The 14,946-nt window shown below is 39.8% G+C and carries 15 protein-coding genes, 1 tRNA gene and 1 pseudogene; 7 read left to right on the top strand and 10 right to left on the bottom strand.

Annotated features, from left to right (window positions below):
• Positions 1-457: 457 nt before the first annotated feature.
• Positions 458-1,648, top strand: a complete 1,191-nt coding sequence (locus ACFE93_RS14670; protein ID WP_375473981.1) for a transporter substrate-binding domain-containing protein — start codon at positions 458-460, stop codon at positions 1,646-1,648.
• Positions 1,649-1,857: 209 nt separating this feature from the next.
• Here the strand turns inward: ACFE93_RS14670 and mazG are convergent, their stop codons facing one another.
• Together mazG and ACFE93_RS14660 are read right to left on the bottom strand one after the other, a co-directional pair.
• Positions 1,858-2,682 (bottom strand): nucleoside triphosphate pyrophosphohydrolase, encoded by an 825-nt coding sequence (gene mazG, locus ACFE93_RS14665; protein WP_375473980.1) that lies wholly within the window; start codon positions 2,680-2,682, stop codon positions 1,858-1,860.
• A 41-nt stretch (positions 2,683-2,723) separates the two neighbouring features.
• Positions 2,724-3,311 carry a metal-binding protein gene (locus ACFE93_RS14660; RefSeq protein WP_375473979.1) on the bottom strand — a complete coding sequence of 196 codons (588 nt, stop codon included), beginning with the start codon at positions 3,309-3,311 and terminating at the stop codon, positions 2,724-2,726.
• Between the two features lie 119 nt (positions 3,312-3,430).
• Between ACFE93_RS14660 and ACFE93_RS14655 the strand changes: the two genes are divergently transcribed.
• A tRNA-Val gene (locus ACFE93_RS14655) sits at positions 3,431-3,503 on the top strand.
• A 183-nt stretch (positions 3,504-3,686) separates the two neighbouring features.
• Here ACFE93_RS14655 and ACFE93_RS14650 read toward each other — a convergent pair.
• Positions 3,687-3,800, bottom strand: a pseudogene (locus tag ACFE93_RS14650) (IS1 family transposase); the annotation flags it as partial.
• 62 nt (positions 3,801-3,862) lie between these two features.
• Positions 3,863-4,654, bottom strand: coding sequence for an ion transporter (locus ACFE93_RS14645; RefSeq protein ID WP_375473978.1), 792 nt, complete (start codon positions 4,652-4,654; stop codon positions 3,863-3,865).
• Positions 4,655-4,742: 88 nt separating this feature from the next.
• Between ACFE93_RS14645 and ACFE93_RS14640 the strand changes: the two genes are divergently transcribed.
• A complete protein-coding gene (locus tag ACFE93_RS14640) occupies positions 4,743-5,168 on the top strand; it encodes a nucleoside deaminase (RefSeq protein WP_375474017.1) in 426 nt (141 codons plus the stop codon).
• 177 nt (positions 5,169-5,345) lie between these two features.
• Here the strand turns inward: ACFE93_RS14640 and ACFE93_RS14635 are convergent, their stop codons facing one another.
• The 3 genes from ACFE93_RS14635 to ACFE93_RS14625 form a co-directional block, all read right to left on the bottom strand.
• Positions 5,346-5,849, bottom strand: a complete 504-nt coding sequence (locus tag ACFE93_RS14635) for an O-acetyl-ADP-ribose deacetylase (protein WP_375473977.1) — start codon at positions 5,847-5,849, stop codon at positions 5,346-5,348.
• Between the two features lie 218 nt (positions 5,850-6,067).
• A complete protein-coding gene (locus ACFE93_RS14630) occupies positions 6,068-6,730 on the bottom strand; it encodes a response regulator (RefSeq protein ID WP_375473976.1) in 663 nt (220 codons plus the stop codon).
• Positions 6,730-7,995 carry a sensor histidine kinase gene (locus tag ACFE93_RS14625; protein WP_375473975.1) on the bottom strand — a complete coding sequence of 422 codons (1,266 nt, stop codon included), beginning with the start codon at positions 7,993-7,995 and terminating at the stop codon, positions 6,730-6,732. The genes ACFE93_RS14630 and ACFE93_RS14625 overlap by 1 nt, the downstream gene beginning before the upstream one ends.
• 332 nt (positions 7,996-8,327) lie before the next feature.
• On the opposite strand from ACFE93_RS14625, the gene ACFE93_RS14620 reads away from it, so the two are divergent.
• The 3 genes from ACFE93_RS14620 to ACFE93_RS14610 all read left to right on the top strand — a co-directional run bounded on the left by ACFE93_RS14620 (position 8,328) and on the right by ACFE93_RS14610 (position 10,117).
• The gene (locus ACFE93_RS14620) at positions 8,328-8,840 is read left to right on the top strand and encodes a Spy/CpxP family protein refolding chaperone (RefSeq protein ID WP_375474016.1); all 513 of its coding nucleotides are present in this window, start codon (positions 8,328-8,330) and stop codon (positions 8,838-8,840) included.
• A 419-nt stretch (positions 8,841-9,259) separates the two neighbouring features.
• A complete protein-coding gene (gene sipA / locus ACFE93_RS14615; RefSeq protein WP_375473974.1) occupies positions 9,260-9,502 on the top strand; it encodes a regulatory protein SipA in 243 nt (80 codons plus the stop codon).
• A gap of 57 nt (positions 9,503-9,559) precedes the next feature.
• On the top strand, positions 9,560-10,117 hold the full coding sequence (locus ACFE93_RS14610; protein WP_375473973.1) for a peroxiredoxin: 558 nt from the start codon (positions 9,560-9,562) through the stop codon (positions 10,115-10,117).
• Positions 10,118-10,155: 38 nt separating this feature from the next.
• Here the strand turns inward: ACFE93_RS14610 and modA are convergent, their stop codons facing one another.
• A complete protein-coding gene (gene modA / locus ACFE93_RS14605; RefSeq protein WP_375473972.1) occupies positions 10,156-10,950 on the bottom strand; it encodes a molybdate ABC transporter substrate-binding protein in 795 nt (264 codons plus the stop codon).
• 94 nt (positions 10,951-11,044) lie between these two features.
• Here modA and ACFE93_RS14600 point away from each other — a divergent pair, with 94 nt between their 5' ends.
• On the top strand, positions 11,045-11,167 hold the full coding sequence (locus tag ACFE93_RS14600; protein WP_375473971.1) for a hypothetical protein: 123 nt from the start codon (positions 11,045-11,047) through the stop codon (positions 11,165-11,167).
• A 251-nt stretch (positions 11,168-11,418) separates the two neighbouring features.
• On the opposite strand, the gene ACFE93_RS14595 is transcribed toward ACFE93_RS14600, so the two are convergent.
• Together ACFE93_RS14595 and ACFE93_RS14590 are read right to left on the bottom strand one after the other, a co-directional pair.
• Entirely contained in the window at positions 11,419-11,874 is a 456-nt protein-coding gene (locus ACFE93_RS14595) for a two-component system response regulator (RefSeq protein WP_375473970.1), read from the bottom strand.
• 299 nt (positions 11,875-12,173) lie between these two features.
• Complete coding sequence (locus ACFE93_RS14590; RefSeq protein ID WP_375473969.1) at positions 12,174-14,474, bottom strand: NACHT domain-containing protein; 2,301 nt, start codon at positions 14,472-14,474, stop codon at positions 12,174-12,176.
• Positions 14,475-14,946 lie beyond the last annotated feature (472 nt).

Raw genomic sequence — 14,946 nt, 5'->3', positions numbered from 1 at the left:
AAGAATTAATCAATAAATCCACCTAGAGTATTGTATAGCAATAAACATAATAGGTAGATTTAAGCAAATGTTTTTATAGCTTAAGGAGCATCTGATGGTTACAACAACAGTAGCAGGGCAATAAGTCAAAATTGGCACAACTAAGTTGCTAATTACAGCAGAATTCAAGTATTTAAACCACATCTGTTGTAGGGGCGCAAGGCCTCGCGCCCCTACCGCGTGGTGTATTTACCTGAAAATAGCTGTAACAATGAGTGGGTAAATATTGTAAGCGATGTCTACGACGGGCTACGCCTACGCGTGAAACAATCAACCCTACTACAGGCAAAGTAATCTATCTCCCCAATCCCCTTAAACCTGAAAAGAATTGGTTTCATGGGTGTAAGGAACATGATGTTTGATACAACGTGGGCATGATAAATAAATAGATTATGCACACAACCCTAAGAAAATTCTGATGATGAATGCGATCGCTAGTAGATTTCGCCAACTTATGGTTGGGAGAAAAAGCCTGATTGGCAGATATGACCCAAAAAACAAAACCAAACGTTCCTTAGCACTGTATACCTGCATAGGATTATTAGGTGGAATTCTGGCATTGTTGTTAATGGCGTCCCCAGGAGTAGCGCAAAAACCACAACTCCAACAACCGTTATTAGTAGCTACACGAGTTATACCGCCCTTTGTGCTATCAAACAAAGGTGAGCTATCAGGATTCAGTATCGACCTCTGGCGCAGCATCGCTAACCAAATAGGTGTAGAGTCTAAATTTATTGAATATTCCTCTGTGCCGGAACTGCTTTCTGCTATTAAGGACAACCAAGCTAATTTGGGGATTTCAGCCATCTCGATTACAGCCGAACGCGAGCAGAATTTTGATTTTTCATTACCCATTTTTACTGGGGGGCTGCAAATTATGGTAAGAAACCTAGAGAAAAACGACAGTGCCTTCCCAAATATTTTGCAATTGTTTTTCTCTGCTAGCCTTTTGCAGGTAATAGGCATTGCTTTGGTGCTAATTGTGGTAGCAGCCCACATTATTTGGTTATCTGAACGCCATCACAAAGATGGGATGATTTCTCAATCATACTTTCCTGGAATTTTCAAAGCCTGTTGGTGGGCAGCTGCCACATTAGCAACCCAAGCTGATGAAATGCCTAAGGGAGTACTAGGACGCCTAATAGCTATAGTCTGGATGTTCATTGGAGTACTTTTTGTTGCTTACTTTACAGCCAGCGCTACTACTTCATTGACAGTGCAACAGCTTCAGGGCGATATCAGGAGCATAGACGATTTACCTGGCAAGGTAGTGACGACAACTGCGGGTAGTACAGCGGCCACATACTTGAGAGAACATAAGATTTCAGTTCTAGAAGTTACCAAAATTGAGGAAGCTTATAATGCTCTGCAAACAAAAAAAGCTGATGCTGTGGTGTTTGATGCGCCTGTACTCCTCTTCTATGCTGCCAATGAAGGCAAAGGGAAGGTAGAGATTGTTGGCAGTATCTTGCGTGAAGAAAGCTACGGCATCATTCTGCCCAATAACAGTCCCTACCGCAAACCAATTAATCAAGCTCTGTTAAGTCTCAAAGAAAATGGCACTTATCAATCGCTATATGATAAGTGGTTTGATGCTAAAAAATCTTGAAGAAGGAAATCGGCAGTGGGGAGTGGGAATTGGGAAGCTTGAGCCTTTAAACCTGAAGCTTGAGCCTTTGAACCTGAAGCTTGAGCCTTTGAGCCTGAAGCTTGAGCCTTTGAACCTGAAAGTTGCATCTTTAAACCTGAAACCTGAAAGTTGCACCTTTGAGCCTGAAGCTTTAAGTTCTAAGCCTCTCTCTGCCCAGTCCCTACTCTCTACTCCCCACTCCCTTCTTGAGCAAGTTGAATTTTTGCCTGTTGCCAGAGAGTTTCTAACTCATTCAAACTGTAATCAGAAAGGGGACGGTCAACAACCGCCTCCATTTTTTCTAATCGCTGGACAAAGCGCTGATTTGTGCCTTGCAAAGCGGTGCTGGGGTCAAGATTATGCCAACGCGCTAGTTGAATAACTGCAAATAGTAAATCGCCTAATTCTGCTTGTTGTCGTTCGGCTGTTTCCTCAACTAAAGCTTGCTGAAACTCTCCCAACTCTTCATGAAACTTATCCCAAACGCCCTGAATATTTTCCCATTCAAAACCGATCGCCGCAGCCTTTTGAGAAATCTTCATCGCCGCCGTCAGTGGGGGAAGAGTACGCCCATAACGAGCGAGTTTAGCACTAAATTTTTGCGCCTCTGGAGATACTTCGCCTTTTTCCGCAGCTTTGATTTGTTCCCAATTTTGCCGCACCTCATCCACACTGGCAACTGACACATCACCAAACACATGAGGATGACGGCGAATCAACTTTTGAGAAATCCCCTGAGTTATTTCTTTGAGAGAAAATTGCCCAGATTCACTAGCGATTTGGGCTTGTAATACCACCTGTAATAATAAATCGCCTAGCTCCTCAGCGATCGCACTCTTATCCCCACTCTTAATTGCATCCACCACCTCATAAGCTTCCTCAATCACATAAGGCGTGAGAGTTTCGGCAGTTTGAGCCAAATCCCAAGGACAACCACCATCAGGCGATCGCAACTTTGCCACCACCTCAATCAATTCCTGCAACGCCGCTAAACTCTCATTTTCCTTTTTCATACCTCTGCGCTTCCCTTTGCGTCCCTTTGCGTTTAAAAAAATTATTTCTTTACTCTCGGCCGACGACTACCACCCTTCACTTTCCGCCTCTTAATTTTGCCACTAGGAAGCAAACCCCGAACCCCCTGCTTTTTAAAACGTTTGTATGCCGAACCGCCCCAATCGCTCAGAGAATGACTCATCGCACCGAGTTCTAACCCCAAAAACAGAGCGATATATTCAGTATCGTATTGCACGAGCGATCGCCCCACAGTTCCACCAAAATCCTGCCAACTAAAACTCAGATTCCACAACCTTTCGGCAATTACCAAAAGGAAAATTGCCAAAATAGCTAGCAAACACCCCAGATAAAGTATTCGTAGAATCGTGCCGATAATCGGCCCGTGGGATAAAAAAGAACGATGTCGGAGACTTTTTTGATAAGGTAGCCAAATCCAGCGCAAGAAACCCCAGCGTTGGAATTGCACAGAGTAAATATCCAAATCGGGGCCAAACATCAGCCCGCCAAAGAGAAACCCGCCTGCAACCAACAAAGTCGCATTGCTACTGCGAGTCTGCCAAAAAGTAACGCCCGCCACGATCGGCAGAGCATACATAGTAATGCGATCGTGCGTCCGACCAGAGGGCATCCTAAATCCTGAGTGCTGAGTAACTGAATACTGAGTCAGTATAAGAGAAAAAAAGATTTTCTTAAAACTACTAGCGCGACGCGAAATGTTTTGCTATATTAGTTAATGATTGGTCAAAAGGGCGGTTAGCTCAGTTGGTAGAGCGCCTGCCTTACAAGCAGGATGTCATCAGTTCGAGTCTGGTACTGCCCATTAAATAAATTAAGGCTAGAGACAGCTTAGATGCAGTTTCTAGCCTTTTTTAAATGGATTCACAATCTCTAATTGACCAGCTACTACTAACCCATCTTGCATATCTTCAGAATAGAGAATACTTGCTCTTGCCAATAGGGCACAAGAAATAATTGGCGTTGCTCCCGTTGCGGGATGAATTAGGCTACTAAGGTCTTTTAGAGTCCAAGCTAAAATACTTGGAAGACGATTATTTACTGCCATCCATACCCAAATTTTGTTTTTTTTACCCACAAATGTCTCAAGTTCATCGACTTGTGCAAATCCAACGGCTAAGGTTAGATGCACAATATGGACAGTTCATCCCTTAATTACGCCGTCTAATCAATCCTGCGACTAGGTAACTTAGTCCCGCACCTCTGACAAAACCCAGCATTTACATCATGGAAAGCTAAACCACAACCCGAACAAACTATTTCTACCTGATTAGCAGTTTTCACCACTTGCTTAATTAAATCTCCCACTTGCCAAGGAATCAATGCAATTCCGGTAAAAATCATCAATACTGTTAGCAAGCGTCCTAATTCCGAAATTGGAATAACATCGCCAAATCCCACAGTTGTCATTGTGACAACAGAAAAGTAGAATGCATCCAAAAATGTACCGTAATTTTCCGGATTAACCGGATGCTCCACTTGATAAATTAAGCCAGAGTAAATAAAAACAATTGCAAATAACGTAAATAATATTCGCGCAAAAATCATCCCATCTTCACTGCTGATACTAGCGAATAAAAACTTTCTATCTATAAATCTAATTAATCGTAAAATCCGAAACCATCGTAATAGGCGGATAAAGCTAATATCCACCATACCTAGAAAAAATGGCAAAATCGCCATTAAGTCAATAATCGAATAAAAGCTAAAAATATACTTAATTTTATTTTCCGCACTCCATAGGCGGAGTAAATATTCCACAGCGAAGATGATGACGATCGCAGTATCAGCTACATTTAACTGAAACCGCATATAATCAGGAATATTATATGTTTCTGCCATAAAAATTCCTGATGATATTAGAACCAAAGAGGCAAGTGTTAAATTAATCGCTTTACCTATTGGTGTTTCTAGGTCTTCTAAGTAAAATTCTGTTTCTTGTCTGCTCAGTAACATATTCGACCATTAATACATCTTAATTCCTAGTTATAACATTAGAAATACGATATTATTAACCATTATCCTTATGTTAACTCCAGCTTATATGAACCCAGAATCTTTTATGCGTTTAGCATTGACAGAAGCAAAAGAAGGCGATGCACCCTACGGTGCAGTGATTGTTAAAGATAACGAAGTTGTTGCCGTAGCTCATAATACTGTAACGAGAGACAACGATCCATCAGCCCATGCAGAAATCAATGCTATTCGTAGTTTAACAGCTAAACTAAAAAACCCCTCTTTAGAAGGTTATAGCATATATACAACTGGCGAACCTTGTCCGATGTGTGCAACTGCTTGTGTTTGGAGTGGTTTATCAGAAATTGTATATGGTGCTTCAATTCAAGATTTAATTACTGTAAATCAATCACAAATTAATATATCTTGCGAAGAGGTAATCGATAAGTCATTTAGGAAAATAAAAGTCACAAAAGATGTTTTAAAAAATGAATGTTTGGAATTATTTAAATAAGCTACCAAAAAACTTTTTTTTAAGAATAGTCTTTTCAAAATAACTCAAAGAATCTCGTTCTTTCTCTTGAGTCGATGGGCACTTTGCTCAAGTTTGAAAACCTTCCCAAGCAAATGTCATACTCTCTGTTTCTGCGGTTTAAAAGCAATTTTTCTAACCAATGTTCATTGACTTCTGTCAATGCCTAAGTCCTAAAATATTTGTATATATTCCATAATTTTCTGGATCATAGCAGCAAAAAATTATTTTTTGTGGATGACCATTCTTTTGTAGCTGTTCATCACATATTTTCACTGCCACCTCAGCTGCTAAAGTTTTAGGATATTTATAAATGCCAGTACTGATGCAAGGAAATGCCAAACTATTAAACTCTTTATCTGCGGCAATTTGCATACATTTATAATAACACTGAGCTAGAAGTTCAGGTTCTCCGTGATTACCTCCTCGCCATACTGGGCCTACGGTATGAATGATGAAGCTTGCAGGTAAGCGATATCCTTTGGTTAGTTTAGCATCACCAATCTTACATCCTCCAAGTGACCTACACTCATCAACTAGACCCGATCCAGATGCCTTGTGTATCGCTCCATCTACGCCACTACCCCCAAGCAAACTAGTATTTGCAGCATTAACGATGGCATCAACTTCTAACTTTGTGATATCACCCAAAATCACTTCCATAAAACAATTAAGCGTAATCAAGACTAATCTACATACTACAATTTTAGTATAAAATACTATACAGTTTGAGCTTCAAGCTTAACGCTCGGTCTGCTTAAGGTAATGAGCGATCGCTTGCTTTTTATTAATTTATTCAATCATTTTTTGTCTACTTTTTCAATGCATAAGTTATGATTTATTCATTTATATAAGTATCTCAGCAAAGAATTATGAATTATTTAACTTGGCTCATTTAAATAGGATAAATATGTATTTGCCCAAATCGCAGCTTGAGTGCGATCGCGTAAATTCAACCTGTTTAAAATATTCGTAACATGATTTTTTACTGTCCCTTCAGAAATGTAGAGTTCCTGAGCAATTTCTCGGTTACTAGCGCCTGTAGCAATTAACCGCAAAACCTCTTTTTCTCTAGGAGTAAGTTCAACTAAATTAGATGGTACAGGCGGTGAATGAGTTGATGCAACATGAGAAAATTGAGTCAACAGCTTTTTAACTATACCTGGGCCTAAGTGAGTATATCCTTTATGAACGGCACGAATAGCAACAGCTAATTCTTCTGATGGTGTATCTTTTAATAAATAACCCATTGCTCCATTTTTTAAAGCTGCTGACACATATTCATCATCATCAAAAGTTGTTAGTACTAAAATCTTAGTTTTAGCAAAACGTTTTTGAATTTCCTGCGTGGCTGCAACTCCATCCATAATCGGCATTCTGATATCTAGCAATATGACATCTGGCTGAAATTCTGCAACAAAATTAATCGCTTGTTCGCCGTTTTCTGCTTCTCCAACTATTTCTAAATCTGGTTCTAGTTCCAATAACGCTCTTAATCCTTGACGAATTAAACTTTGGTCATCTACCAGCAATACTTTAATCATTAGGTTAGCCTTGTTAATGGAATATTAACTGTAATTTTGCAACCAGAGCCAAGAGCGCTATTAATATTAAACTTACCCCCAAGTGCTAAAGTGCGATCGCGCATACTATGAAGTCCAAAACCAGTAATATTTTGCCCGACATCAAAACCTTTACCATTATCCTGAATTATCAATCGCAAATTGCCTTTAATCGTAGTGAGTTCCAATTTAACCTCTGTGGCATACGCGTATTTAGATATATTAGTTAAAGATTCTTGAGTAATCCGGTAAATAGCAGTATTTATTTCAGGTGGTAGAGAATATTCCAGTCTGATTTGATAAATTGGTAATATCCCATTAAAGCGATGAAAATTTTCTGAAAGACTAGCGATCGCATCTTCTAAAGATTGTTCTTGTAAGGGATTAGAACGCATAGTAGAAACAGATTGACGAACATCTTTTAGCGCTTTTGAACCTAATTCCTTTGCAGTTGTGAGAAATGTTTCAGCCTTACCTGGGTTAGATTGCCATAGTTTTAAAGCAGTTTCTAATTGTAGATTTAAAGCAGTCAGAGAGTGTCCTAATGAATCATGAATTTCACGAGCAATGCGGTTACGTTCTTCTAAGGTAGCTTGATTTTCAATTTGCATGGCATATTGACGGAGTTTTTCGTTAGCAAGAGCTAGCTTTTCTCGACTTTGCCGTTCAGACAAAACTGCATTCATCATCAACAACACAAAAACCAAACTTAAGCCAAATACTAGCGACGAATTCAAAATCAAAAATCGATATCGCTCTTGTGCCTGCGGCGATGCTTGAAAATTGAATAACTGATATTTTAGTTGTGTAGTAACTAAAAATAAGGCAAATGACAAACTTGTAACGAATAAACGCCCATTTAACTGAAAAATTAGACAACTACGAGTCACTAAAATTATATAGAGAAAAGGGAAAAGCCGAGCAAATCTTTCCCCAAAAAGTCCAATTATTAAAATTAATAAAATTTCCATGGCTGTATATATTACCTTAGTTGTCTGGTTATTTCTGGGTAACTTTAAGCCCATTATTGCAAAAATAATCAGACTATAAATTGATAGTTCTGGCAATATGCTACAAACTGACAAGTCTGGAAATGCACCACAAATTGATAGTTCTAAAGGCTTGGGACGAAAACGCCGTAACGGAGGTGGTATAACAGCTGTCAATGCCGCGATCGCTAGTAATGTCCATTCCAGATAAAGCAGAGACGGAAAAGGATGTTTCTTAATTTCAATTGGAAGACTCATTAGTCGCATTGCTCCAGTTATAAGTTATAAATTAGAAGTTAATAAGTATGAAAATCTTAGCAGATATTTCACTGCTTCAATTTTTCGTTGAGTGAGAAATCAAAAGTAAATTTAAAGAACAAAACAGTTAGTTAATTAGCTAAATAATGACTTATAAAATCATCATAATCAAAGTTTTCATAATTTCTAACTTCTAACTTCTAACTTTTAACTATCTATTGTCAATCATGACTTTAGTCATGGGTATAACCATGACTTTCTCCTCATGTAACTGCTAAAGATAAGTTCTTATCATGGTGACATCCAACCAGGAAAAACCCACCAGACAAGTAATGAAACTCAAAGCATTATCGCTAGTTGCTTCCGCAATCGCTCTCACTTTAACTGCAACCTCCTTTGCTGTTCACGCTCAAACAGCCTCTCCTTCACCCGTGTTACTTGCACAAACTCCACAAAAAGAAAGAGGCCCTTGGAAAGACTTGGGTCTAACAGATGCCCAAAAAAACCAAATTCAGACAATTCGCCGCGATAGCCGCACCAAATTTGAAGCAGTTTTGACCCCAGAACAAAAAGCAAAATTAGAGGCAGCGAAACAAGCACGTCGGGCTGAATGGCAAGCGCGTAAAGCTCAGGGGCAAACAGGTCAACGGCAACCCGGTCAACGTCGAGGAAAGGGTGGTTTTGCTGACTTAAATCTAACTGAAGCACAAAAAACTCAAATGCGACAAATTCGCGAGTCTGAGAAACAACAGATTCAAGCAGTCTTAACCCCGGAACAGCGGCAAAAATTAGAGCAATTCCGTCAAAATGCTCCTTCACGCCGTCAACAAGGCAATCCTCAATAATCATCTTTTAAAAAATAAGAATTCTGGGGTGGGCAGTGCCGCCCATCTCAATCCCAAAATAGATTATATAGACTTCTTGCAGAAGATGCGGAAAGGGGAAAAACTTCATCCCCTTTCCCTTTCCCTATTTATTCCTCTGCTCAATTTCAGTAGATCGAAAAGATTTCTAGAAGCCTTACCAACCATTCATTTCAGCCAGTGTATAGAATTCGCTGGAATCCTCTTATAATCTGCTGTTCGAGTAATTCTGTTGTCAATTAACTCTGCTGTGATCGCAAATGAACGCTTGTGTTAGTTCCAAGCCATCGGCTGAAACCCTTATTATTCCGTCAACTTACAAAAGTTTTCGATCTACTGAATTTAGTAGACTTTTAAGCTAGTTTTGAGTTATGAGTTAATCAAAACTCCGCTTGATTAAAATGTCAAAAGAATTCGCAATTGGTAGTAAAGTCCGTGTTGTGGCGCTACCAGCCTACGTCAAAACTGCTGAACCTATGCCCATGCTACGCCCCCCTAATGTAATTCATATTGGCGAAGAAGGTATAGTCATTGACCGCAGACCCGGTGGATATTGGGGTATTCGCTTTACTAGAGGGGCTTTTCTCCTAGATAGTCAATACATCGAAAGCACAGATACCCTTCCCGAATCTCACTTAGAATAAGATTTTTCGCAACCAATAATTGTAAACTTGTGTAAAGTTGTGATTCTGGTTTACACCATGATTTCCCGTCGCACTTTTTTAAGCATATTATTTGCCAGCTGTATTTCTGTCATCAGCTGGCTGAATTTTACCCCTGTTGCTAATGCTCTTGGTGGTAAACTTCCGGCAATTAATCAACCCGCACCAGAGTTTACTTTGCCAACCAATACAGGTGAAGGCAAAGTTTCCCTCTCTGACTTACGTGGTAAATGGCTAGTGCTGTACTTTTATCCTAAAGACTTCACCTCTGGTTGTACTATAGAGGCTCGTCGTTTTCAGCAAGACTTACCCCAATACCTCGAAAAAAACGCTCAGATTATTGGCGTTAGTGCTGATGACATTGATTCCCACGCCAAATTTTGTGATTCAGAGGGACTAAAATTCCCCCTGTTGGCTGACACTGATGGTTCAGTGAGTAAAGCTTACGGTTCGTGGCTTGGCTTTTTATCTATGCGCCACAGTTTTATTATCGATCCTCAAGGCGTCTTGCGCGAGAATTTTGTCAAAGTCAACCCAACTATTCACAGTTCAGAAGTGCTGGCACGACTAGAAAAATTACAGTCCACAGCTTCTTAGATATCAATTAACAAGATAAGGGGCTTAAGCCCCTTATTTTAACTCACAATAAACCCATATTTTCTGAGTACAGTTTTGACTTGACTGCCAGATAAAAACTGGACAAATTCTTTGGCAGCAGAAGGATTTTTACTGCTTTTAATTATTGCTACCGGATAGACAATCGGTGAATGAAATTTATCATCAGCAGTAACTACGACTTTTACCTTGTTAGAAATTTTGGCATCAGTGGCATAAACTAAACCTGCTTCGGCATTACCACTTTCTACTGCTGCTAAAACTTGACGCACATTGTTAGCAAAGACAAATTTCGACTTGAGGCGATCATAAAGTTTCAATTTCTTTAAGACTTGCTCGCCATATTGACCAGCAGGTACGCTTCGGGGTTCACCGATCGCAATTTTTTTAATCTTACTATCTGTTAAATTGTAGAAGGTACTAATGCCAACAACATCCTGAGCCACAACCAAGACTAGACGGTTATTTGCTAGGTTGGTACGGCTGCCTGCTAGCAACAGTCCTTTTGCTTCCAAGGCATCCATTTGTTTTTTGCCCGCAGAAATAAAGATGTCTGCTGGCGCACCTTGCTCAATCTGTTGCTGTAAAGCACCAGAAGCCCCAAAATTATAACTAATATTGATATTTGATTTACTTTGTTGGTACAAAGGTTTAATTTCTTCCATCGCATCTTTTAAGCTGGCAGCTGCGGACACGAGTATGTTGTTGTTCGACTGTGCTATTACAGGAGAAGGAGTAATCAGTGGTAAACCAAATGCTAGCAGTAAGCCAGCGATCGCTATACCCAGGAAGCCAAAAATTTGTCTTCTTTTCATAGAAAAGGCGTTTGAAGGGTTTCTTTTATAAAATTGACGCTAGGTAAAATAGTAGCAAATATACCAACCTATAACCAACTATATCGGTAAAAATATGCCTAAATCTAGATTTAGTGAGAAGATTAGCGATCGCAAACTAATAGAAACCTCCAAACAAAGCTCTATAGACAAAATCCTTTCTGGGCAAGAATTACAGATTATTCTCTGCCGAAAGTGACAAAAGAAGGTTAATAAAACCAGTCTTTAAGGTGGATGAACGAGTATCTGAGGTGGATGAATCCAGTTCTGAGGTGGATGAATAAGTATATTTGCAATTTTTGTCGGCACAGCTTGTTATTCGCTCAAACCCATGTGTTACATTGTAGGCTGTGTTTAACCTACGGTTATATCCTAAACAAGGTTTTTAGCTATGCAGTCTAGAAATTTATTTCAGAGCGGTTAAACAACGCAGATACTTAAACTGAGCTACTAGTTTGCAACTAGTAGCTCAGTGCAAAAATTTTCCACCACTTTTTCCTGTACTTGATTCACAATCATAGAAACAAATTTGTCAAGGTCGAATGGTTTCAGTAAATATTCTTCAAACTCTACATCTGGAATTTGGTCACAAGTACCTGTGGTAAATGTTGAAGTCACAATGATTGGGATATGATTGCCATTGTCTGCTTCCATAGCATTCAATGTATTTAGCAATGTATAAATACTTTCACCTAAAAACCGAATTTCACAGACAATGACGTTAGGTGTGAACCAACTCAGGATTTCTAAGGCTTCTTTTACAGAACCAGCGGTAATCACATTTGCGCTCAGGTCTTTGAGTAAAATTGCATACAAATCTCTACTATCGCGATCGTTATCTACAACGAGTACTTGTACACCTTTGAGTATCCCAACTGCCAAGCAAAAGTCATTGATTAAATTCATAATAAGACCTGCGATTAGGACTTTAAGTGCAAAGTGATCTGAGAAATCTGTAGTCTTAAGGAGACGAGACAATCGGATAAGTCAAATAAAAAGTAGCAGAGAACCACTTAATGGTTAAGATTACTAAGTTTTGTTCTTGCACTATGAGCCGATGTTGTTTGATTTCCTAAATGAGTTGATTAACTACGACACAAAATGTAGTCAAAATCATTTTTGCAATTCAAACCTCTTTGAGGAATTAACCAAAAGAATTAAGCTAATGCACTTACATTCAGAGTGCAATTTAAATGCGTAACAGCTTATTCCCATTCCCTGTCCTCAAGTTCCTTTATCGGCAACAATAAGGTGGCTTCAATTTCCTGCCTGATAGCTGGCGTTACTTCCGAATTACTATGCAGGCAATCGAGTAATAACTGATTGGCATCATAGTAGCGTTGCAGCACTTGCTGTTGGTCAGGGCTAAACTGCCACTGATGGTTAATGTTGCGATAATTAATCACCGTGATCTTTAACTGTTTAGCCCAGGCTGAATAGTTCGTCTGCCACCAAAGCTCAAATCGTTCTTGACTTTGACGAGAATTTGGAAATTGGTCAGAGAGTTGTTGCAGGGATTTATAGAGTCCAACATCTAAAACAATGCCCAGAATGTTCGAGAGAGAATCTCCACAGGCGTGGATATGGGCGAAGTCCTGGCTGCCATCAATTGCACACTCCAGCAGCAGGTCATCTAATGCCGCATCCAGAAACATCCCCTGGTCGAGGCTGGCGGCTAGGGCAAAGTGAGGAGTCCGACTCAAGGCAAGGTAAAATGCTCGAACTGTCGCATCTTTTGGTTCGGTGGGAATAGTGCGAGATTTTTGGCTAGCCCACGTCAAAAACTCTTGTAAATAAGGGTCTTCGGCAACCAGTGCATCAATCTGTTGCTTCATCAACTGTACTAGAGAGTCTGCACTGCGGAGCATGGTAGCGGTTAACAAGAAGATTTCGCGCCAGTTGGGGTCGGTGATATGACTGACCAGTCCTTCCAGAGCTTGCTCTAATGCCTGTAGATTATGGCTGGCAACGATTTTCCTCGCTGTGAAGTATTCTTGAAAGGCCAGATAAGAGAAGGAAAAAATTCCCCGCGCCCGTTCTGCCAGTAGCCCATGTTGAGCCTCGATTGACTTCAGCGCTGCTTCGCTTTCTATTTGCAGTTCCTCTGCATCTATTGGCACGTTGCTTAGATTTTGAATATAGTCACCAATGTATTGCTCAATGACGCGTTGCTCAAAAAAGTACTGACCCTGCTCAAATGCTGCTGCTGCAATTTGACTCAATAACTTGAGCTTTTGTGGTAGTAAAAACCCTCGGTAAACGTCATCCCGTTCAATGCCTTTGGCTTCATCCCATTTACCCAACAGAAGGTCTAAACCTTGCTTATAAAAGTCAGTCCGCTTAGTCGGAAATTTTTCTTGACCGTGAAACAGCCAGCAGGCAAGGTGCAGAAATAGGGGAGTGACGACAAGTTGGCGAAATTGCCAGTTTTCAGGTAAGTCCAGCTTTTGAATAAACTCAACGGACTGCGCCTGACCATCTAGAATGTTGGTCTTGGTAAAGGCCACAAACCATTTTTGAGCGAAGGCTCGGATTTGTTCTGAGGTAAATGGGGCAATTTCAACATCGGTAAAACCTCGGAGTGTAAGTCTTTGAACTGCTGTTCGACAAGTGGCCACTAATTGATTTTTGTGATACTTCTCTGAAAATCTGCGAATTTCGCTTAAGACAGCATTACTTTGTTCGTTAATAACTTCATCCATGCCATCAAGTAATAGTAACACTCTGCCTGCATTCAGCAAGGTTTCGATGACTGAGGGATCTGAAATTCTAGATGTGAAAAACTCCTGACGGATGTACTTTAATAAGCTGAACTCGTTGCTGACTTTAGATTCTTCAGCAAAATTTCTCAGTGTGATGAAGATTGGCACCTGCTTCGGCGCAAATGCTTCTTGGTTACACTGAATGGCGAGATGTTGTAAAAAAGTGGTTTTACCTACTCCTGGTTTGCCTAGCACCCTGAGCTTGAAGTATGTTTCAACTGCCTGTATACCAGGTATCTGTCTCTGGTCAATCTCACCTAAACCAAAACGGTCAAATTCTTTTCGATCAAGGTTTTGCAGTTCAGTGATTTCTAGCCACTGTTGACTAGCAATTTTCTCCAAAATATTTACATCTATATATATGTCATCGATCGCAACGGGACGGCTGATATCCAATAACTGCAAAATACCACACTGGTCTTGAATTTTGCCGAAGCGCTGCGATCGCACTTGTTGCACTAGTGCATCAATATCCACCACAGAGGGCTGGGTGTATTCTTCTAGTTCACGAAATTCTGCCGGAGGATTGATAGCAATCTCCCGCCAATTCACTTCTAAAACCAAGCAAATCTCAATAAAGGTATGACGCTCAACCGGACGACCACTGAAAAACCGCCAAATTGGTTGTCTAGTTTTAAGGTTGACTTCTGCTGCTAGATTGTCTTGTGTCCACCCCTTGTGAGCAAATACTCTTTTTGCTTCTTGAATCCCAGTGAGTGATGCTTGGAGCGATCGCTTGGCCATAGGACAAAAACCTTGCTCCTCAAATCATGAACCTTAACTTTTATTAATATTTGCAATTTTATAGCTTTCTCTGTGATAATAACATTTTACTCGCTTAAAGTTATACAAAATCCTAGAGCTACTCTCAAGTTTTTAAACTTTTGTGAAAAACTCAAACATTATACGTTCATCTTATACATCTCAAACGTTGAGCGGACATGAATTCAAACAATGTTTCCTTTTCAAAGCATAAATTGTTAAATTAATTTAGCTGATATTATTTTTATTGGTCAGGCAACTTTGAAGATAAATGATGTTGCCGTTTCAAGTATTAACTAAGTGAAACAAGCTTAAAAAACATCAAACACCTCTCTTAAGAAGAGAGAGGTGTGATATTTAATGAAAGTTGAGTTACTTAAAATCTAGACAGTCCTTAAGTAGGGGAGCATCCCACTTTTTATTATTTAAAAAAAGGTAAATAAAGCATGAGAAG

Source organism: uncultured Nostoc sp. (assembly GCF_964247315.1).
Classification (GTDB): Bacteria; Cyanobacteriota; Cyanobacteriia; order Cyanobacteriales; family Nostocaceae; genus Nostoc.
This window is presented reverse-complemented; position numbering and strand designations above follow the sequence as displayed.